This window comes from Nocardia puris (assembly GCF_003315035.1).
Lineage (GTDB): Bacteria > Actinomycetota > Actinomycetes > Mycobacteriales > Mycobacteriaceae > Nocardia > Nocardia puris.
On the sequence record NZ_QNRE01000002.1, the window covers coordinates 879669 to 900279 of the forward strand.

Consider the following 20611-nt stretch of genomic DNA (forward strand, 5'->3'; position numbering starts at 1 on the left):
CGTTCTCGGCGTCACTTCTGACGCAGTGTCTTCATGACGCCGAAGTACAACGTCATCGTCTTGGCCCACAGCTGCTCGGACATGCCGGGCAGGGGCGCGATGGGCAGCACCCGCTGGACCGCGATGGTCTGGGTGTCGATGTATTTGAGCAGGCCCTCCGGTCCGTGCCTGCGGCCGGTGCCGGAGATGCCCAGCCCGCCCGACGGCGCGTCGGCGCTGCCCCACGCGGCGATGAACCCCTCGTTGACGTTCACCGAGCCGGCGTTGATCCGGGCCGCGATCTCACGGCCACGGCCGGCGTCCTTGGTCCAGACGCTGGCGTTGAGCCCGTAGGCGGTGTCGTTGGCGGCGGCCACCGCCTCGTCGTCGCTCGCGACGCGGTAGACCGAGACGACCGGGCCGAAGGTCTCCTCGCGGTAGACGGTCATGCCGGGGCGCACGTCGGCGAGCACGGTCGGCTCGTAGAAGTAGGGGCCGAGGTCGGGGCGGGCGCGGCCACCGGCCAGGACCGTCGCGCCCTTGGCGACGGCGTCGTCCACGTGAGAACTCACCGTGTCGAGCTGGCGCTGGAAGGTCAGCGACCCCATATCGCTGTCGTAGTTCAGTGCCGCGCCCAGCTTCAGCGCCCGCACGTTCGCGACGAACTCGCCCACGAACTTGTCGTAGACGCCGTCGTGGACGTAGATGCGCTCCATCGATTCGCACAGCTGCCCGGCCGAGGAGAAGCACGCCCGCACGGCGACCTTCGCCGCCCGCGACACGTCCGCGTCGGCCAGCACCAGCAGCGGGTTCTTGCCGCCCAGCTCCAGCGAGTACCCGATCAGCCGCTCGCCGGCCTGCCGGGCGATGGTGCGGCCGGTCGCGCTGGACCCGGTGTAGTCGACGTAGTCGGCGCGCCCGATCACCTCGCCGCCGATCTCGCGCCCGCGCCCGAGCACGGCCTGCCACAGCCCGCGCGGCAGTCCGGCGCGCACGGCGGCGTCGATGGCCCACAGCGCGGTGAGCGCGGTCTGGTTGTCGGGGCGCGCGATCACGGCGTTGCCCGCGACCAGGGCGGGCAGCGCGTCGGAGGCGGCCAGCGCGAGCGGGTAGTTCCACGGCGAGATCACCGCGACCACGCCCTTGGGCCGGTGGCGCACGTCCACCTGGGTGAGCACGGGCAGCACGCCGCGCGGCTTGCGGGTGGCGAGCAGTTTCTCCGCGACCGAGGCGTAGTAGCGGGCGTTCACCGCGACGTCGCCGACCTCGTCGAACGCGTGCGCGCGGGACTTGCCGGTCTCGGTCTGCACGATGTCGAGGATGGCGTCCTGCTCGGCGAGCACGAGGTCGTGGAAGCGGCGCAGCACCGCGACCCGCTCGCGCACGGGCGTGGCGGCCCACTCGCCCTGGGCGGCGCGGGCGGTGGCGAAGGCGCGGTCGATGTCGTCGACGGAGGACTGCGGCAGCTCGGCGATGCGCTGCCCGGTGGCGGGCGCGGACACCTCGACCGCGGGCGCGCCGCCCGCGACGGCGTGCTCGAGCAGCGACCGGACCAGCCCGGCGGGCAGCGCGGCGTCGGCGGACAGCGTGGGGGCGGTCGTCATTGTCGGCCCTCTCGGAAAGCGGAACGTCGCCGGTCCGCATTAAATGAACAGTGGTGTTAGATTAATGCCTGCACGGCGTCGCGTGTCAAGCTCTTGGTGTGCGGCACAGACATCCCAGGAATCCGGCTGTGAGGTCTCATGGTGACCACTGAGGTGGGCAGCGCCCGGCGCGGACGTCCGCCGCAGACGGCGGAGCAGGCCGAGGAGGTGCGGTCGCGGATCGTGCTGGCCACGGCCGAGGTCTTCACGCGTACGGGGTCGCGGGGGCTGAGCGTCGCGCAGATCATCGAGCAGGCCGGGATCGCGCGGCCGACCTTCTACCGCTACTTCGGCAACGCGACCGAACCGCTGCACGTGCTGCTGACCACGTCGAACGACGGATTGGTCGGCGGCATCCGCGCCGCCCTCACCGGCACCGACGAGCCGGTGGAACTCGGCATCCGCCTGATCGACGCCTACCTGGACTGGGCGCGCGGCCACGGCCCGATGCTGCGTCCGCTCTTCGCGGAACTGCACGATCCCGGCTCGCCCGTGTCGGAGTACCGGGAGCGCGCGCTCGAGGACATCCGCGTCACGGTGCGGGAGACGTTCACCGAACTCGGCAGGCCGGTCCCCTCCCCCTTGGACCTCGACGCGGCGCTGCACGTCTGCGAGTACGTGGTCTACCGGATCTCGTCGGGCACCGCGCCCGGCGGGGAGCCCGACGCCGAGACGGTCGCGGAGGCCAGGCTCACCATGATCCGCGTCCTGCTCACCACCCTCGGCACCCGCACGGACATCGAATACGCCTTGACGATTCCGAACCTGTTCGCCGAAGACCCGTGAGAGACAGGGGCTCTCGCAGGAACTTCGTGACGAGCGCGAGCAGGAGGCGGTGCGGGAGACTGCGGTAGCGCATCTGGTTGACCGCGCCGGACATGGTCAGGCCCAGATCCGGGACGCGATAGAGCACGCGTGGGTTGCTAGCGCGCACTCACAGCGCTGCCTGCGGTCTTCCCCGACCGCTCGAACCGCAGTGCGCCGTCCTCGATGCGCTGGTGCCGCAAGGTGATCAGGTCGCGCAGGTAGTTCATGCGGAGTTTCCACGGGGCGCGGTCGCCCTGCATCGGGAACAGGGTGGCGGCGCGCAGGACGTAGCCGGGCATGAAGTTCTCGAACAGCGGCGCCTTGCCGACGGACGGGTCGCGGACCGGCACGCAGGTCGCGTACCCGCGAGAATCCATGTGGCGCAACAGCCGGACGACGTACTCGCTCACCAGATCGGCCTTCAGCGTCCAGGAGGCGTTGGTGTAGCCGATCACGAACGCGAAGTTCGGCACGCCCGAGAGCATCAACGCCTTGTAGGCGAGGTGGTCGGCCATCGATACGGGGCGCCCGTCCACGGCCAGGTCGATCCCGCCGAACGCCAGCAGGTTCAATCCCGTTGCCGTGACGATGATGTCGGCGTCCAGCGCCGCCCCGGATTCGAAGGCCAGGCCGGTCTCGGTGAACGACGCGATGCGGTCGGTGACGATGTCGAGCTCGCCCTTGCGGATGGCGCGGAAGAAGTCGCCATTGGGCGCCAAACACAACCGTTGATCCCACGGTCCATAACGGGGCGTGAAGTGGGTGTCGATGTCGTATCCCTCGGGCAGCCAGCGCTGCTGCCAGCCGCGGATGCGGGCCCGCATGCGCTCCGGGTAACGCTGGCTGAGTTGGTAGATCGCGGTGGCGACGGCGACGTTCTTCGCCCGCGCCACGGCGTAGGCCGCCTTGGCGGGCAGGAACTTCCGGGCCCGCAGGGCCAGATCGTCGCGGGCGGGCGCGGAGATGACGTAACTCGGCGACCGCTGCACCATGGTCACGTGCGCGCCGCGCGCGGTGAGCGCCGGGCCCAGCGTGACCGCCGTGGCGCCGCTGCCGATGACGGCGACGCGCTTGCCCGCGACATCCAGATCATCGGGCCAGTGCTGCGGGTGCACGACCGGGCCCGGAAACCGTTCCGCGCCCGCGAATTCCGGCGTGTAGCCCTCGTCGTAGCGGTAGTAGCCGGAGCAGCAGAACAGGAAACCCGCCGTGAGCGTGAAGGTTTCGCCGCTATCGGTGCGTTCCACGCGCACCGTCCACCGGCTCTCCGCCGACGACCAGTCCGCCGCGACCACCCGGTGGTGGTACCGGACGCACTCCTCCACCTCGTATTCGGCCGCCGTCGCGCGAACGTAATCGAGGATGTCACTCCCGGAGGCGATCGCCTCCTCGCCCAGCCACGGCCGGAACCGGTACCCGAGCGTGTACATGTCGGAGTCGGAGCGAATTCCGGGGTAGCGGAACAGGTCCCAGGTGCCGCCCAGCGCACCCCGGCTCTCCAGCACCACCACACGCCGCCGCGGGAACGCGCGACGCACCTGGCAGGCCGCCCCGATCCCGGACAGCCCGGCCCCCACGATGAGCACGTCCACCTGCTCGCCCGCGGTCGTCATCGCACCACTCCTTCGACTCCGCGCGGTCGCGCTTTCCGCCGCGTCCGCGATACCCGGAGCCTATCGCCCGGACCGTCCGCCGCCGCACGCGCGGCCGGATCCCCGATTTGTCTTCGGCGACAAGACGGCACCGGAGAAATTAGGATCCGACGACATTGCTGGATGCACGCGAAACGGCATCGCAGTCCACTTCCACTCCCATGAGTCGAGTGAAGTCACTCACATAGTCGCTGGACACGGACCATATTTTGTCCAGTTCCCCGCACCCGATTCAGGTTCGCCAAAAGTTAGCTGACGCACGTCGCGCGACCCACTCCCACCTGGAACGATGTCGCGAACACGCACGGTCACGGCCATAGCCATCGGCCATAGCCACGCGGTGACCGATATCCGATACCCACAGATACAGAAACTTGAATGCCCCTCCCGCGCAGCCGCATTCGCCCGCCGGACGCGTTCACGTTTCTAGTTACTCTCGGGTAACGTTCCGTCACGTCGACGATCAGCGCTGATCCTCCGAGCGTCTCCGCCACCGATTCCCAGGAGCATCCCGTGCCGCATTCCCGCTTCGAATCCATCGGCGCCCATCTGCCCTCGACAATCGTCACCACCGAGGAGTTGATCGGCCGGCTGAAAGTGCCGCCCCAGTTCGATCTCGAGAAAATCACCGGAATCAAAGAACGCCGGGTGCACGATACGCGTCCGGAAAGTTACGAGGATTCCTTCGCGCTCGCGATCGCCGCGGCCGAGGATTGTTTGTCCAGGTCGAGCTACTCCGCGGGCGACCTCGACGTGATCATCTCCAGTTCCATCACGCGCAGCCGCCACGCCACCCGCGTCTACATGGAGCCGTCGTTCGCGTCCACCATCGGCAAACATCTCGGCGCCCGCGACGCGATTACCTTCGACGTATCCAATGCCTGCGCCGGAATGCTCACGGGCACCTACATTCTGGACCGGATGATCCGCGCCGGCGTGGTGCGCAACGGCATGGTCGTCAGTGGTGAGGCCATTACCCCGATCGCCGAAACGGCCGTCGACGAGATCACCGAGAAATACGATCTCCAATTCGCCTCGCTCTCGGTCGGCGATTCCGGCTGCGCCGTCGTGCTGGACCGCGCCGTGGACGACGCGGACAAGATCCACTACATCGAGCTGATGACGGCCTCCGAACACTCGCACCTGTGCCTGGGCATGCCGAGCGGGCGCACCCCCGGCGTCGCGCTCTACACCGACAACCGCAAGATGCACAACGAAGCGCGGTTCATGCTGTGGCCCAACGCTCAGGACGTCTACCTGCGCGAACGCGGCACCACCTTCGCCGACGAGGACTTCGACTACATCATCCATCATCAGTTCGGCGCGGCGGCCGTGCCGTACGCGAACGCCATCGCCGCGCGCGAGTTCGGCACACCGATGCCGCCGGACCTGAACGTGATCCACAAGTACGGGAACACCTCCACCACGTCGCATTTCATCGTGCTGCACGATCAGCTCGGTGATCAGGCCATCCCGGCCGGGTCGAAGGTGCTGATGATCCCCGCGGCGTCCGGTGTCGTCACCGGCTTCCTGTCCACCACCATCTCCTCCCTGAAGGTCTGAGGTCATCGTCATGGGCGTGCGCATCAAGTCCACCGCCGTCAGCCGCGCGGGCGACACCCACAGCGTCGTCACCCACAGCGGCCGGGCCGCCCGCCGCGCGCTGGAGCGCGCGGGCGTGGCTCCCGAGCAGGTGGGCGTGCTGATCAACACCGGCATCCACCGCGATTCCAACACCGTCGAACCGGCCGTCTCGGCGCTGATCCAGAAGGCGGCGGGCATCGGCCTGGAGTACGCGAAGGGCGATCCGACCACCTTCTCGTTCGATCTGATGAACGGCGCGACCGGCGTGCTCAACGCCGTCCAGGTGGCGGGCGCCATCCTGGCGGCCGGCGGCGTCGAGCACGTGCTGGTGGTCGCGGGCGACACCCACCCGTCGCTCACCCGGGCCGTGGCCGACGACGAATTCCCGTACGCCACTTCGGGTGCCGCGCTGCTGCTGGAGCAGACCGACGAACCGGAGGGCTTCGGACCGGTGCACGTCACCACCACCGAGGGCACACCGGCCGTCGAGGCGTACGTGGACACGGCCACCATGGGAACCGTCGGGCGCGGCCTGATGACCGTGGTGCGCGAGGACGGTTTCGAGGACCGCCTGCTCGAGGCGGCGCTCGAGGTCGCCCGCGCGGCGCTGGCCGAAGCCGATCTCGAGGACCTGTCCGAGGTCGCGCTGATCGCCTCCACCCCCAGCGCGGAGTTCCCGCTGCGCCTCGCCGACGCGCTCGGCATCGCCCGGGATTCGGTGTGCACACCGGATCTCGGCGACGGCGACCCGCATACCGCGTCGCTCCCGCAGGCCTACGACCGCGCGGTCGGCGCGGGCACGCTCGCCGAGTACACCCGCGTGCTGTTCGTGGCGGCGGGCGCGGGCCCCTCGGCCGCGGCGTCGCTGTACCGCCTCCCGGCCCTCGTCGGAGCTCCCGCGTGACCGACGGCACCTACTGGGCGGCCATCGACCGGTTCCGTGCGTTCGCGCGCACGGAACCGGATCGCGAGGCCGTGATCTACCCGGACGGCAGCGAGGCCGGGCTCCCCCGCTACCGGCACCTCACCTACCGCGAGCTGGACGAGTGGTCCGACGCGATCGCCGAACGGCTCACCGCGTCGGGGGTGGGCACCGGCACCCGCACCATCGTGCTGGTGCTGCCCAGCCCCGAGCTGTACGCGATCCTGTTCGCGCTGTTGAAGATCGGGGCCGCGCCGGTCGTCATCGACCCGGGCATGGGCGTGCGCAAGATGCTGCGCTGCCTGCGCGCGGTGGATGCCGAAGCGTTCATCGGGATCCCGCAGGCGCACGCGCTGCGCGTGCTGTTCCGGCGCAGCTTCCGCAGCGTGCGGACGGCCGTCACCGTCGGCAAGCCGCGGTTCGGGCGCGCCGAGCGCCTGGACGACTGGGGCCGCCGCCCGTCCGGTCCCGCTCCCGAGCGCACCCCCGCCGACCCGGATGATCTGCTGCTCATCGCGTTCACCACCGGCAGCACCGGGCCCGCCAAGGCGGTGCAGCTCACCCACGGCAACCTGGCCGCCATGGTGGAGCAGGTCGACACCGCGCGCGATCATGTGCCGCCGGGGACCTCGCTCATCACGCTGCCGCTGGTGGGCGTGCTGGACCTGCTGCTGGGCGCGCGCTGCGTGCTGCCGCCGCTGATCCCGAGCAAGGTGGGCTCGACCGATCCGGCGCACGTGGTGGACGCCCTGGCGAGGTTCGAGGTGCGCACCATGTTCGCCTCCCCCGCCGTGCTGATCCCGCTGCTGCGCCACCTCGAACAGCACCCCACGCCGCTGCCCGCGCTGGGCAGCATCTACTCGGGCGGCGCGCCCGTGCCGGACTGGTGCATCGCCGGTCTGCGCGAGGTGCTCGACCCCGATGTGCGGATCTTCGCCGGGTACGGGTCCACCGAGGCGCTGCCGATGTCGACCATCGAATCGCGGGAACTGCTGGGCGGCTTGGTGACTCGCGCCCACCGCGGCGACGGCACCTGCATCGGACGGCCGTCGGACCGCGTGGAGGCTCGCCTGGTGGCGATCACCGACGACGTGATCCCCACCTGGGCGCGCGCCGAGGAACGCGCGGGCGAGCTGGAGAAGTCCTACGGCATCGGCGAACTCGTGGTGTCGGGGCCGAATGTGAGCACCCGCTACTACTGGCCCGAATCGGCCAACGCGCAGGGCAAGATCCTCGACGGCGACCGGGTCTGGCACCGCACCGGCGATCTGGCCCGCATCGACGAGCAGGGCCGGATCTGGTTCTGCGGCCGCAAGAGTCAGCGCGTGGTCACCGCCGACGGTCCGCTGTTCACCGTGCAGATCGAGCAGATCTTCAACACGGTGCCCGGCGTGGCGCGCACCGCGCTGGTCGGGGTCGGAGCGCGCGGCGCGCAGCGCCCGGTGCTGTGCGTAGAACTGAAGCCGGGCGCCGACGCCACCGCGGTGGAACTCCAAGTGCGCACCAAGGGCGTCGAATTCGCGCTCACCAAGCCGATCCAGGACTTCTTGATCTACCCGAAGACGTTCCCGGTCGACATCCGCCACAACGCCAAGATCGGCCGCGAGCAGCTGGCGGTGTGGGCGGGCAAACGCCTGCGCGACAAGGTGGCTCGATGAGGACCACGGCGCTGCGGGCGATCCCGATTCTCGGCTGGCTGTACCTGTTCGCCGGGCTGGTCGCCGCGCTGGCCGGCCGCGCGCCGGACAACCGGCTGCTGCGGGCCGCGTGGTGGATCGACGCGTTCCTGAGCGTGGTGGTGCACGCCGCGCAGATCCCGGTCGCCCTGCGCGCCGCGCGCGACACCGGGCACTCCCCCCTCGAAACCGCCGTGCTCACCCAGATCTTCGGTCTCACCTACTGGGCCACCGAGCACACCGACACCCGCACGGAGGCACCGCGATGAAGATCCTGGTCACGGGCGCGTCGGGCTTCCTCGGCGGCGCCATCGTGCGCCGCCTGGTGGCCGACGGCGACCACGACGTGCGAATCCTGGTGCGCCGCACCAGCAAGCTGGACGATCTGGGTGCCGTGCGCGAGCGGGTCGAGATCGTCTACGGCGATCTCACCGACGCGGCCTCGCTGGTCGCGGCAGCCGGCGGCGTCGACGCCGTGGTGCACAGCGCCGCGCGCGTGGACGAGCGCGGCACCCGCGCGCAGTTCGTCGCCGAGAACGTCACGGCGACACAGCGGCTGCTGGACGCGGCGAAACGCGGTGGCGCCTCGCGGTTCGTGTTCATCTCCAGCCCCAGCGCGATGATGGACTATCACGGCGGCGACCAGCTGGACGTGGACGAGTCCATCCCCTACCCCGCCCGCTACTTGAATCTCTACTCCGAGACCAAGGCGGCGGCGGAGCGAGAAGTGCTGGCCGCCAACGCTCCTGGCTTCACCACGTGCGCGTTGCGACCGCGCGCCATCTGGGGCGCGGGCGACCGCTCGGGCCCCATCGTGCGCCTGCTCGGCCGCACCGCCGAGGGCAAGCTGCCCGATCTGTCCTACGGGGGGGCGGTGTACGCGTCGCTGTGCCACGTGGAGAACATCGCCGAAGCCACCGTGCTCGCGCTGAGCTCGGACGCGGTCGGCGGCAAGCCGTACTTCGTGGCCGACGCCGAGAAGACCGATGTGTGGGGCTTTCTCGGCGAGGTCGCCGCCGGCCTCGGCTACGCGCCGCCGACCAGGCAGCCGAACCGGCGGGTCCTGAACGCGGTGGTGGCCGCCATCGAGACCGTGTGGCGGATCCCGGCCGTGGCGACGCGCTGGTCACCGCCGCTGTCGCGCTACGCGGTGGCGCTGATGACGCGCTCGGCCACCTACGACACGAGCGCCGCGACCCGCGATTTCGGCTACCGGCCGATCGTGGACCGCGCGACCGGGCTGGCGGAGTTCCTCGCCTGGCTCGACACCCAGGGGGGCGTCCGCGAACTGAACCGGCATCTGCGCTGAGCCCCGGAGGCAATCATGAACAGCAGCACCGTCTTCCGCCGCAAGATCTCCCCGACCGAGCGGCTGTACTTCGCCACCCGCGATGTCGCGCCGCCCTTCCTGATGCACCTGGCCGTGCACGGCGAGGGCACTCTCGACGCCGACGCGTTGCGCCGCGCGGTGGACGTGGCCTCGGCCGCCAACCCGGGCTCGCGTCTGGTCCGCGACGGCGACTACTGGGTCGACAGCGGGATCGCGGCCTCGGTGCGCGTGGTGGAGGGGCACACGCTCACCTACCCCGGGCTGGAGGACGATCCGGTGCTCAACAGCCCGATCGGCCCCACGCCCGAACGCACCTGCGAGGTGCTGCTGCTCACCGGTGATCCGGTCACCGTGGTGTTCCGCGTCTTCCACGGCGTCATGGACGGTATGGGCATGCGGATGTGGGCCGACGACGTGTTCCGCGCGCTGCGCGGCGCCGAGCCGATCGGCGCGCCCGACCCGGTGGCCGACGCGGAACTCGTCGCCCGCCTCCGCGCACCCGGCAAGCCGTCGATCCTGTTGCCCCGCTTCCGATCCGCCGCGGGCAAGGGCCGCCAGGACCCGGCGCGCGTGCGGTGGCTGTTGCGGCACCGCACCATTCCCGCCACCGGCAAAGGCATCGTGGCGCGGGTGTCGGCGGTGCTCGCCGACGCGGCGAATGCCGAGTCCCGCTTCATGGTTCCGGTCGATCTGCGCAGGCACGATCCGGATCTGCGCTCCACCGGCAACCTGGCGCTGCCGCTGTTCCTGGACGTCGCGCCCGGCGAGGGCTGGGAGAGCGTCAACGCTCAGCTGCGGGCGGGTCTGCGGGAGAACCGCGAACTGAACCAGATGGACAACGGCGGGCTCACCGCGTTCCCCGGGGCCGTCGTGCGCGGCGTGCTGCGCGCGGGCAACTGGGTGGGCGCGCGCCTGAACCGGAATCTGGTGTCGGCCACCGTGTCCCACATGGGCGCGTTCGACCTCGCCGAGATGGCGGTGCCCGGCTACACGCCCACCACCATGCGGGTGCTGCCGCAGCACAGCGGGATGATGCCGCTGCTGTTCGGCATGGTGGAGAGCGCGGGGAAGCTCGAACTCACCGTGTCGTGCCGCAACGGCGAGGGCGTCGAGGCCCGGCTGGAGGCGCTGCTGGACCTGATCGCGGCCACGCTCGAACGCGACCTCACCGCGGCCGCGGTCTGATCGCCCGATATCACTGCGGCACAGGAGTTCTGCGATGAGGACGTGTTCCGGCCCGGCGGGTGCGCGATGACGGCGTTCGCGCGATTGGTGATGACGCGGCCGCGCACCGTGCTGGCGGTGGTCGTGGCCCTCATGGGCCTGTGCGGGTTGGTGGGCGCGAGCGCGGCACAGCACCTGAGCGCGGGCGGATTCACCGATCCGCACAGCGAATCCGCGCTCGTGGACCGTCTCGTCACCGAGCACTTCGGGCCGCAGAACCCCGACGTGGTCGCCGTATACACCGTGCCGGAGGGACAGACCCTCGCCGATCTCGGGCCGCGCGTGCGCGAGGCCATCACGAGCATCGACCCGGCGCTCCTGGCCAAACCGGTCGAAAGCTATTGGAGCAGTGTCCCGCCGCGCCAGAACTTCCTGCGCTCCCCCGACGAGCGGCGCGCGCTCGCCGTGGTGTTCACGGCGGGCGACGAGACCGAGCGGGTCGCCGCCTTCCCCGACATCGAAGCGGCGCTGCGGATTCCGGGCATCGAGACCAGGATGTCGGGCTACAGCGCGCTGTCCACCGAGATCACCGCGCAGTCGCAGCGGGATCTGCTGGTGGCGGAATCGATTTCGCTGCCGCTGACGTTGCTGATCCTGGTCCTGGTGTTCGGCGGATTCGCCGCCGCCGCGCTGCCGGTGGCCGTGGGGCTGCTCGCCGTCGCGGGTTCGCTCGGCGCGATCCGGGTGCTCAGCGAGGTCACCGAGGTGAGCACGTTCGCGGTGAACATCGCCTCGCTGCTCGGGCTCGGCATGGCCATCGACTACGGGTTGTTCCTGGTCAACCGCTTCCGCGAGGAGATCGCCGAGGGGCACGCGGTGCCCGCCGCCATCGAGCGCACCGTCGCGACGGCCGGGCGCACCGTCGCCTTCTCCGCGCTGCTGCTGATCTGCGCGTTCGCGGGCATGTTCGTGTTCCCGCAAGCGGTGCTGCGCTCACTCGGCATCGGGGCGATGACCGCGGTGGCGCTGGCGGCCGCGCTCTCGCTGACCGTACTGCCCGCCCTGCTCACGCTGTTCGGCGCGCGCATCGGGCGGGCGCGCACTTCGCAACGCACCGAACGGTTCTGGGGGCGGATCGTCGACGCCGTGCTGCGCAGGCCGGGGGTGGTGACCGTCGCGGTGGGCGCGCTGCTGCTCGTGCTGGCCACCCCGCTCAGCGGGCTGAGGTTGGGCGACATCGACCATCGCGCCCTGCCCGCGGGCAGCGAAATGCGCGCGACCGTCGAGGAATTGACCGACACCTTCCCGGCCGCGAGCAGCGGGGCCACGACCGTGCTGCAAGGCGTCGACGGTTCGGCGCCGGGCGCGGCGGCGATCTCGCAGACCATCGGTGCGATCTCCGGTCTCGACGGCGTGCGCACCGTGCTCCAGGTCGGGCGCGCGGACGATTTCGTCGTGCTGCACGCCTTCCTCACCGACCCCGACCGCAGCGAGGCCGCCACCGACACGGTGCGCGCGATCCGCGCCCTCACCCCGCCGGAGCACACGGTGCTGCGCGTCGGCGGCGACACGGCCGCGACCCGCGACAGCGTGGACTCCATCGTGGAGCGAATGCCGTTCATGGTGCTGGCCATGGTGCTCGCGACCGTGCTGTTGCTGCTCGCGGCGTTCCGCTCGATCGTGTTGCCGCTCAAGGCCGTAGCCATGGCGTTCCTGAGTCTCGCCGCCACCTTCGGCGTGCTGACGTGGATCTTCGCCGACGGCAACCTGGCCGGGTTGCTCGGGGTGAGCGTGGGGCCGATCGCGGCGGGCATGCTGGTGCTCATCATCGCCGTGGTGTTCGGCCTGTCCACCGATTACGAGGTGTTCCTGCTCTCGCGCATGGTGGAAGCGCACCACGCGGGCGCGTCCACGGCCGAGGCCGTGCGCGCGGGCACCCTCAAGACCGCGCGCGTCATCACCGCGGCCGCCGTGCTGCTCGTCATCGTGACCGGCGCGTTCACCCTCTCCCCGCTCACCCCGATGCGCTTCCTGGGGCTGGGCATGATCATCGCGCTGGTCATCGACGCGACGCTGGTGCGGATGCTGCTGGTTCCCGCGCTGGTGCAGTTGATGGGCCCGGCGAATTGGTGGATGCCGGGTGGGCGGTCGCGGCGCGTGGGCGCGACGGTGGTGGAGAAGGAGCCGGGGACGGTCGGCACGCCGTCCTGAACCGGGGCGCTAACGGATCGGTCACCGGCTCGGTTCTTCGGATTGACCTGTCGCCGCCGATGTTTCGACGTCTCGTGGGCCTGCTCCGGCTCTGAGGCGAACGACCCCGGTGCGGGAGGTTCCGGGGTGGACGCCGCAGTGGGCCAGGTGGCCACCTCGTCCCGGACTTCCCGGCGGCAGTCGGACTCGGCCCGAGAGGAGGACTACGGCACGCAAGTCGTTCTGCGAGTTCGGGTCGTTCGCTCGACAGCTAGCGGTATTCGGCGGTGGGCGGGCCGCGGATGCACGCCGAAAGAGTGACGGCCGAAGCGGATCTCGACCGGGCGCGCGGGCTCGTTCCGGCGGCGCGAACCGGGCGATCTCGGCCCATACCCGGAGTGCCGCGCGAGATCCCCGGACAGTCGTCACGTGCACGGTATGGTCGCAGGCGGCACCCGAGAGGAGACGGCGATGGCTGGGAACGCACCGATCGTGGTGGGGGTCGACGGATCGGCCGGCGCGACGACGGCGGTGACGTGGGCCGCCCACACCGCCGCGCTGCACCGCGCCCCGCTGCTGTTACTGCACGTCGTGGACGTGGTCGCCGACTACGGGCCCGGCAGCACCGAACCGCTCACCGCCACCGACTACGACCGCCTGGCCGAGCACGGACGGTGGTTGCTCGGCTCGGCGACCGCGCGCGCCGAGGAGGCGGCGGCCGACCTCGGCGGTGTCGAGGTGCGGGTGGAACTCGTGCAGTCCCCCGCCACGCCCACGCTGTTGGCACGGTCCGAGGGAGCGCGGATGATCGCGGTCGGCACGCGCGATCGCGGGAGCCTGCGGCGGGCGCTGCTCGGCTAGGTGAGTTCCGCGCTGGCGCGCCGGGCGCACTGCCCTGTCGCGGTGATCCGGGAGGGCGCCGATCTCTCCGCCGCGGTGCGCACGCGGCCGGTGATCGTCGGCGTGGACGGTACCGCCGTCAGCGAACCGGCCATCGAACTGGCGTTGTCCGAGGCGTCCGTGCGCGGCGTGGACCTCGTGGCGGTGCACGTCTGGACCGGCGTCGAACTGCCCGCCGACTACGGTTTCGACCCCGCCGACACCGAGACCGACATGAACTACGTCCTCGCCGAAAGCCTGGCGGGCTGGCAGGAACGCTTCCCCGAGGTGACCATCCACCGCGAGGTCGTCAAGGACCGCCCCGAACGCTACCTGCGCGAACGCTCCGAAACCGCACAACTGCTGGTGGTCGGCAGCCGCGGACGCGGCGGCTTCTCCAGCATGCTGTTCGGCTCCACCAGCCAGTCCCTGGTCCTAGCGGCCGACTGCCCCCTGCTGGTCGGGCACGAGGACTGAGAGCGGGCCGAGCAACCGGCGTGGAGCGCTGCGGCGTCACCGATCCCCTTGCCCCGGTGTGACTTTCACCCGGTACGGCGTGTCGCAGCGCGTGTCGGCACTTCGGGGGAACCAGGGCCGGGCGTGGTGCGTCCAACCCTGCAAACGACACCACTGGGAGGGTGACCCATGACCGTGCCGAACCCCGTCGGGGCCGCCGTGGACGACGCGACAGCCGGGGCGCCCCGCCTGCGCATGGAACCCGCCGCGTTCCTCGCCCTCGACCGCGCCTGCGCCGACGTCATCGACCGCCTCACCGAGGCCCGCACCGCCGCCGAATCCCTTGCCGCACACTCCCCCTGGGGCCTCGGCGAGGACAACCCCCGCCTCTGGACCGCCTCCGCCCTGGTCCGAATCTTCCGCGAGAAGGCCGCGGAAGGCCCGAACAACGCCGCCACCACCCTCGACGCCTACCGCACCACCGCCGAACAGCTCCGCACCCTCCTCACCACCGCCCGCGACCACCTCCTCCGCACCGACGCCGAATTCGCCAGAGCCTTCCGGGAACTCGACCAGACCTCCGCGTAGTCCGGCTCGGCGGCGGAATCCGCGCGGGGTCGCATATCCGCTGTCAGCGAAACGTGCGGGGCGGATCGGCACTCGGCTGGCATGCTGAGTGGTATGGAGAATGACTTGCGGCAGGCCGAACGGCGACTTCAGGCCGCGCAGCTGGCCGGGGATGTCCAGGCGCTGGACGCGCTACTCGATGACCGGCTGATCTTCACCTTCGGCGCCGACACGTTCACCAAGGCCGACGATCTCGAGTTGCACCGCACGAAGGCTCAAACCTTGAGCAAGCTCGAGGAAGAACAGCTGACGGTCCTGGTGGAAGGAACCACCGGCGTCACATGGTTCCTCGGCGTCCTCGAGGGCAGTGTGCACGGCTCCCCCTTCGCGGCCAAGATGCGCTACACCCGCACCTGGGCGCACGACGACTCGCGCGGCTGGCGGGTCGTCGCCGCCCACGCCTCGGCGGTCGGGTGACGTAGCGCCTTCCGCGCGCCGAGCGGCCGCGGCCTACCCCCGCTCCCCCGAATCGAAGGCCTGGAGGAGTTCTTCGGCGGCGAGGGCGGCGGTCAGAGTGCCGTCGCGGACCTGCTTTTCGACCTGGTGGCGGATCGCCTTGACGTTCGGGTTGTCGGCGAGGCGGCGTAACAGGTTGTCGTGCACCATGGTCCAGGTCCAGTCGACCTGCTGGCGGCGGCGCTTCTCGTCGAACTCGCCGGCGTCGGTGAGGACGCGGCGGTGCTGGAGCACGGTGTCCCAGAACTTGTCCAGGCCGGTGCCTTCCAAGCCGCTCATGGTGAGCACCGGTGGGCGCCAGAGGGTGTCGTGCGGGTGGATGAGCCGCAGCGCCCCGGCGAGTTCGCGGGCGGCGGCCTTGGCCTCCACCTCGTGCTTGCCGTCGGCCTTGTTCACGGCCACCAGATCGGCGAGCTCGAGCACACCCTTCTTGATGCCCTGCAACTGATCTCCGGTGCGCGCCAGGGTCAGGAAGCAGAACACGTCGACCATGTTGGCGACGGTCACCTCGGACTGCCCGACACCGACGGTCTCCACCAGGATCACGTCGTACCCGGCCGCCTCCAGCAGCACGATGGTCTCGCGGGTCGCCTTCGCGACGCCACCGAGCGTGCCCGCCGTGGGCGAGGGACGGATATAGGCGTTGCGCTCCACGGAAAGTCGCGCCATGCGGGTCTTGTCGCCGAGGATGGAGCCGCCGGTGCGGGTGGACGAGGGGTCCACCGCCAGCACCGCCACCCGGTGCCCCTTGCCGATCAGCGACATGCCGAGCGCGTCGATGAACGTCGACTTGCCCACGCCCGGCACACCGGTGATGCCCACCCGATTCGACACCACCGCTTCGGATTCGGGCGTCAGCTTCAGCAACAATCGCTGCGCGAGTTCCCGATGGTCGGCCCTGGTGGATTCGACCAGGGTGATCGCCCGCGCGACGGCGGCCCGCTCATTGGCGCGGACCGCCTGCGCCAGTGCGTCGACATCGATGACGCGTCTGCTCATTCCGCGGCGTCCGGCTCCGCCCCGCCCGGCTCGTGCCCGAGTTCGGCGGACAGCTTGCGCAGCAGATCGATGGCGGCCTCGGCGATCACGGTGCCGGGCGGGAAGATCGCCGCCGCGCCGGCCTCGTAGAGCTCGTCGAAGTCGCCCGGCGGGATGACGCCGCCGACGATGACCATGATGTCGGGACGACCGACCTCGGTCAGCGCCTGCCGCAGGGCGGGCACCAGCGTGAGGTGGCCCGCCGCGAGCGACGACACACCGACGACGTGCACGTCGTTGTCGGCCGCCTGCTGCGCCACCTCCTCGGGCGTCTGGAACAGCGGGCCCACGTCCACGTCGAAGCCGAGATCGGCGAAGGCCGTGGCGATCACCTTCTGACCGCGATCGTGGCCGTCCTGGCCCATCTTGGCGACCAGGATGCGCGGGCGGCGGCCCTCGGCCTCGGCGAACTCCTCGACCAGTTCGCTCGCCTTGGTGATATTGGTGACCTTGCCTGCCTCATCGCGGTACACGCCCGACAGCGTACGGATCTCGGCCTGGTGCCGCCCGTACACCTTCTCCAGCGCGTCGGAGATCTCCCCGACGGTGGCCTTGGCGCGCGCCGCGTCGATGGCCAGGGCCAGCAGGTTGTTCGCCATGCCGCCCTCGGAAGACCCCGCGGCACGGGTCAATTCGGCCAGCGCCCGCTCCACCGCCGCCGGATCGCGTTCGGCGCGCAGGCGTTCCAGCTTCTCGATCTGTTCGGCGCGCACCCGCGAGTTCTCGACCTTGAGGACCTCGACCTGCTGGTCCTCCTCCACCTGGTACTTGTTGACGCCGATCACCGGCTGCTGGCCGGTGTCGATGCGCGCCTGGGTGCGGGCGGCCGCCTCCTCGATGCGCAGCTTCGGGATGCCCTCGCCGATGGCCTGGGCCATCCCGCCGTGCGCCTCCACCTCGGCGATGTGCGCGCGGGCGCGGTTGGCCAGCTGGTGGGTCAGCCATTCCACGTAGTAGGAGCCGCCCCACGGGTCGATGGGCCGCGTGGTGTTGGACTCCTGCTGGATGAGCAGCTGGGTGTTGCGGGCGATGCGCGCGGAGAAGTCGGTGGGCAGCGCCAGCGCCTCGTCGAGTGCGTTGGTGTGCAGCGACTGAGTGTGCCCCTGGGTCGCGGCCATCGCCTCGATGCAGGTGCGCGCCACATTGTTGTAGGCGTCCTGCGCCGTGAGCGACCAGCCCGAGGTCTGCGAATGGGTGCGCAGCGACAGCGATTTCGCGCTCTTGGGATTGAACTTCGCGACCAGCTCGCTCCAGAGCAGCCGTCCCGCACGGAGTTTGGCGACCTCCATGAAGAAGTTCATGCCGATCGCCCAGAAGAACGACAGGCGCGGCGCGAACTTGTCGACCTCCATGCCCGCGTCGATGCCCGCGCGGATGTACTCGACACCGTCGGCGAGGGTGTAGGCGAGCTCCAGATCCGCTGTCGCCCCGGCCTCTTGGATGTGGTAGCCGGAGATGGAGATCGAGTTGAACTTCGGCATCTTCGCGCTGGTGTAGGCGAAGATGTCGGAGATGATCCGCATCGAGGGCTTGGGCGGGTAGATGTAGGTGTTGCGGACCATGAACTCTTTCAGAATGTCGTTCTGAATCGTTCCGGCCAGCTGTTCGGGCTCGACGCCCTGTTCCTCGGCGGCCACGACGTAGAGGGCGAGGATCGGCAGCACCGCGCCGTTCATCGTCATCGACACCGAGACCTGGTCCAGCGGAATGTGATCGAAGAGCTGGCGCATGTCCAGGATCGAGTCGATCGCCACGCCCGCCATGCCGACGTCACCCTGCACGCGCGGATGATCGGAGTCGTACCCGCGGTGGGTGGCGAGGTCGAACGCGACCGACAGACCCTTCTGCCCGGCCTGAAGGTTGCGGCGGTAGAAGGCGTTCGAGTCGGCCGCGGTGGAGAAGCCCGCGTACTGGCGGATGGTCCACGGCTGGTTGACGTACATCGTCGGGTACGGGCCGCGCACGAACGGCGCGATGCCCGGCACGCTGTCGAGCGGATAGCCCTCGGCCGCGACGGCATCCCGGTCGGCCTTGGTGAACACCGGTGGCACCTCGATGCCTTCCGGCGTGGACCACACCAGCTGTTCGGGGGTGTAGTGGTTCGCCGTCGCGGCGGTGCGCACGAACTCCTCGACCCGGGCGGCGTCCACCGCGGCGGGTTCGGGCGCCCGCTCCTCGAGCGGTACGTCGGCGAAATTGCCGATCAGGTGCTTGATCTCACGCGTTGTCATCAGGCTCCCACCTTCTCCAGCAGGCCCGACAGGGCGGCGACCGCGTCGATCTTCGCGGCCAGGAACCCGTCCGGGCGCTGGGCGCCGTCCAGCTCGGCCACGGACTTCGCCGCGCCGGCCAGCAGCACCGTCTCCACACCGGCGGCGCGCAGCGCGTCGACCGCCGGGCCCGCGTCCGTGCCGTAGCGCGCGTCCGACCCGCACAGCACCGCGATGCCCGCACCGGATTCCCGTGCGGCCGCGCCGATTCCGTCCAGGTCGAGCGGGCCGGGGTTGATCGATTCGATCCCGCCCGAGGCCAGCAGGTTCGCGATGAACGTGACCCGCACGTTGTGCTCAGCCACGGTGCCGAGCGGCACCAGCAGCGCCTTGGGGCGCGCGCCCGTGGCGGCGAGGAAGGCGTCGGAGCGGTCGCGCAGCGCTTCGAACGCCGCGCCGTAGCGCGCCACCCGGCCGGGCACGCGCGCCGCCTCCGACAGCGGCTGCTCCCCCAGGTTCGGGAATTCGTTGACGCCGGTGACGGCCGTCTTCCGGTGCGCGACATCTCTGTCGCGCGCCGCCTTGGTCTCGGCGATGCGCTCGGCGAGCAGGCCCGACTCGAGGGCGGCCAGGTAGCCGCCCGCGGCCTCCAGCTCTTGCATGAATTCCCATGCCTTGACGGCTAATTCGGCGGTCAGGTCCTCCACGTACCAGGAGCCGGCGCCGGGGTCGCGCACGTGGCCGAGGTGGGATTCCTCGAGCAGCAGCAGCTGGGTGTTGCGGGCCATGCGGTCCGAGAACGACTTGGAGACACCGAGCTCGCCCGGGGGCAGCGGCGAATCGAAGGGCAGCACCGTGACGGTGTCGGCCCCGCCGACGCCCGCGCCGAACGCGGCCAGCGTGGTGCGCAGCATGTTCACCCAGGGATCGCGCCGGCTCATCATCGCGGCCGAGGTGACGGCGTGCTGGGGCGCGCCGCCGAAATCCGGTGCGCCGCAGACGTGGGCGACGCGCGCCCAGAGGCGGCGCGCGGCGCGGAATTTCGCGAGGGTGGCGAACTGGTCGTCGGTGGCGGCGAACCGGAACTCCAGCTGCCCCAGGGCATCCGCCAGGTCCGCGCCCTCGGTGAGCGCGCGCAGGTATTCGAGTCCGGCGGCGATCGCGGCGCCGAGTTCCTGCGCGTCGGAGGCGCCCGCGTCGTGGAAGACGGTGCCGTCCACGGTGATCGCGCGCACCGTCTCCGCGCGGGCGATCGCGCGACCGGCCAGCACCACGGCCTCGGCGGTGTCCACGTCCTCGAGGCCGGCGAAGCGGCTGGTGAGCGGTGCGGCGCCGAGGGAGAGCCGGATGTCGGCGCGGTCGCCCGCGGGCTGGTAGCCGTCGAGGAGGCCGAACACGGCGGTGGCCGCCTCGGACACCTGCGCGCCCGCGTCCAGGGTGAGCGGCGCGAGTTCGTAGAGCAGGCCCTCCAGCGCAGCGGGCAGTGCGGCCACGGGCACGCCGCGCGTTCCGGCGCCGAGCCACACGGCGCTCACGCCGTTCTCCAGTCCGGTGAGGATCTCGCGCTTGGCGACGGCGGGGTCGGCATCGCCCACGTAAGCGCTGACGAACCAGCCGCGATGCACGTCGCGGGTGGCGTCGCGGCCGCGCACGAACGGGAACTCGCCGGGCAGCGGCAGCTCGGGGCGCTCGTCGCGCAGCGTGTAGAGGGGGGCGACGGTCAGGCCGTCGTAGGTGGTCTGCTCGAGCAGCCGCTCCGGCTCGTCCGGCAGTTCGGTGATCTCGACCCGGCGCGCCTTGGCGAGGACTCCCGCCACACCCTTGCGCCAGGCGTCGTACTGCGGCACGACACCCTCGGGGCGATCCGCGACCTCCCCGCCCGGGGGCGGATCTGAAGCAATCGGCATAGCTGGTGTTCCTCTTCTGTTCGACCCACGGGACGCACCACTGGCAAACACTCACTTCCGCCGCGTTTGCGCTGGTCAGCGCACACTTCGG

Annotated in this window: 17 protein-coding genes; 12 read left to right on the forward strand and 5 right to left on the reverse strand. The window is 70.6% G+C overall.

All coding sequences use genetic code 11. From position 1 onward, the window contains the following. Nucleotides 1-11 precede the first annotated feature (11 nt). A complete protein-coding gene (locus DFR74_RS09760; protein WP_067511192.1) occupies nucleotides 12-1583 on the reverse strand; it encodes a succinic semialdehyde dehydrogenase in 1572 nt (523 codons plus the stop codon). 138 nt (nucleotides 1584-1721) lie between these two features. On the opposite strand from DFR74_RS09760, the gene DFR74_RS09765 reads away from it, so the two are divergent. Next, on the forward strand, nucleotides 1722-2408 hold the full coding sequence (locus DFR74_RS09765) for a TetR/AcrR family transcriptional regulator (RefSeq protein ID WP_067511193.1): 687 nt from the start codon (nucleotides 1722-1724) through the stop codon (nucleotides 2406-2408). A 137-nt stretch (nucleotides 2409-2545) separates the two neighbouring features. On the opposite strand, the gene DFR74_RS09770 is transcribed toward DFR74_RS09765, so the two are convergent. After that, nucleotides 2546-4042 (reverse strand): flavin-containing monooxygenase, encoded by a 1497-nt coding sequence (locus DFR74_RS09770; protein WP_067511194.1) that lies wholly within the window; start codon nucleotides 4040-4042, stop codon nucleotides 2546-2548. A 552-nt stretch (nucleotides 4043-4594) separates the two neighbouring features. Here DFR74_RS09770 and DFR74_RS09775 point away from each other — a divergent pair. The 11 genes from DFR74_RS09775 (at nucleotide 4595) to DFR74_RS09825 (ending at nucleotide 15326) form a co-directional block, all read left to right on the forward strand. Then, a complete protein-coding gene (locus tag DFR74_RS09775) occupies nucleotides 4595-5644 on the forward strand; it encodes a 3-oxoacyl-ACP synthase III family protein (RefSeq protein ID WP_067511195.1) in 1050 nt (349 codons plus the stop codon). 10 nt (nucleotides 5645-5654) lie between these two features. After that, nucleotides 5655-6569: a beta-ketoacyl-[acyl-carrier-protein] synthase family protein gene (locus DFR74_RS09780; protein ID WP_067511196.1), complete on the forward strand. Its 915-nt coding sequence runs from the start codon at nucleotides 5655-5657 to the stop codon at nucleotides 6567-6569. Further along, nucleotides 6566-8245, forward strand: a complete 1680-nt coding sequence (locus DFR74_RS09785) for a fatty acid CoA ligase family protein (protein ID WP_067511197.1) — start codon at nucleotides 6566-6568, stop codon at nucleotides 8243-8245. Before DFR74_RS09780 ends, DFR74_RS09785 begins: the two co-directional genes overlap by 4 nt. Continuing rightward, nucleotides 8242-8532, forward strand: a complete 291-nt coding sequence (locus DFR74_RS09790) for a hypothetical protein (protein ID WP_067511198.1) — start codon at nucleotides 8242-8244, stop codon at nucleotides 8530-8532. Before DFR74_RS09785 ends, DFR74_RS09790 begins: the two co-directional genes overlap by 4 nt. Further along, on the forward strand, nucleotides 8529-9572 hold the full coding sequence (locus DFR74_RS09795) for an NAD-dependent epimerase/dehydratase family protein (protein ID WP_067511199.1): 1044 nt from the start codon (nucleotides 8529-8531) through the stop codon (nucleotides 9570-9572). Before DFR74_RS09790 ends, DFR74_RS09795 begins: the two co-directional genes overlap by 4 nt. A gap of 15 nt (nucleotides 9573-9587) precedes the next feature. Beyond that, the gene (locus DFR74_RS09800) at nucleotides 9588-10778 is read left to right on the forward strand and encodes a peptide synthetase (protein ID WP_067511200.1); all 1191 of its coding nucleotides are present in this window, start codon (nucleotides 9588-9590) and stop codon (nucleotides 10776-10778) included. Nucleotides 10779-10844: 66 nt separating this feature from the next. Further along, the gene (locus tag DFR74_RS09805) at nucleotides 10845-12968 is read left to right on the forward strand and encodes an MMPL family transporter (protein ID WP_067511201.1); all 2124 of its coding nucleotides are present in this window, start codon (nucleotides 10845-10847) and stop codon (nucleotides 12966-12968) included. Nucleotides 12969-13418: 450 nt separating this feature from the next. After that, on the forward strand, nucleotides 13419-13808 hold the full coding sequence (locus tag DFR74_RS09810; RefSeq protein ID WP_170160723.1) for a universal stress protein: 390 nt from the start codon (nucleotides 13419-13421) through the stop codon (nucleotides 13806-13808). Continuing rightward, nucleotides 13809-14303, forward strand: coding sequence for a universal stress protein (locus DFR74_RS09815; RefSeq protein WP_084537887.1), 495 nt, complete (start codon nucleotides 13809-13811; stop codon nucleotides 14301-14303). 168 nt (nucleotides 14304-14471) lie between these two features. Beyond that, nucleotides 14472-14870 (forward strand): hypothetical protein, encoded by a 399-nt coding sequence (locus tag DFR74_RS09820; protein ID WP_067511202.1) that lies wholly within the window; start codon nucleotides 14472-14474, stop codon nucleotides 14868-14870. A gap of 93 nt (nucleotides 14871-14963) precedes the next feature. Then, the gene (locus DFR74_RS09825) at nucleotides 14964-15326 is read left to right on the forward strand and encodes a nuclear transport factor 2 family protein (protein WP_067511203.1); all 363 of its coding nucleotides are present in this window, start codon (nucleotides 14964-14966) and stop codon (nucleotides 15324-15326) included. 33 nt (nucleotides 15327-15359) lie between these two features. Here the strand turns inward: DFR74_RS09825 and meaB are convergent, their stop codons facing one another. The 3 genes from meaB to DFR74_RS09840 are packed head-to-tail and all read right to left on the reverse strand — an operon-like array spanning nucleotide 15360 to nucleotide 20520. After that, nucleotides 15360-16364, reverse strand: coding sequence for a methylmalonyl Co-A mutase-associated GTPase MeaB (gene meaB, locus DFR74_RS09830; RefSeq protein WP_067511204.1), 1005 nt, complete (start codon nucleotides 16362-16364; stop codon nucleotides 15360-15362). Further along, nucleotides 16361-18634: a methylmalonyl-CoA mutase gene (gene scpA / locus DFR74_RS09835; protein ID WP_067511205.1), complete on the reverse strand. Its 2274-nt coding sequence runs from the start codon at nucleotides 18632-18634 to the stop codon at nucleotides 16361-16363. The genes meaB and scpA overlap by 4 nt, the downstream gene beginning before the upstream one ends. Then, nucleotides 18634-20520, reverse strand: coding sequence for a methylmalonyl-CoA mutase family protein (locus DFR74_RS09840; protein ID WP_084537888.1), 1887 nt, complete (start codon nucleotides 20518-20520; stop codon nucleotides 18634-18636). Before DFR74_RS09840 ends, scpA begins: the two co-directional genes overlap by 1 nt. Nucleotides 20521-20611: the final 91 nt, after the last annotated feature.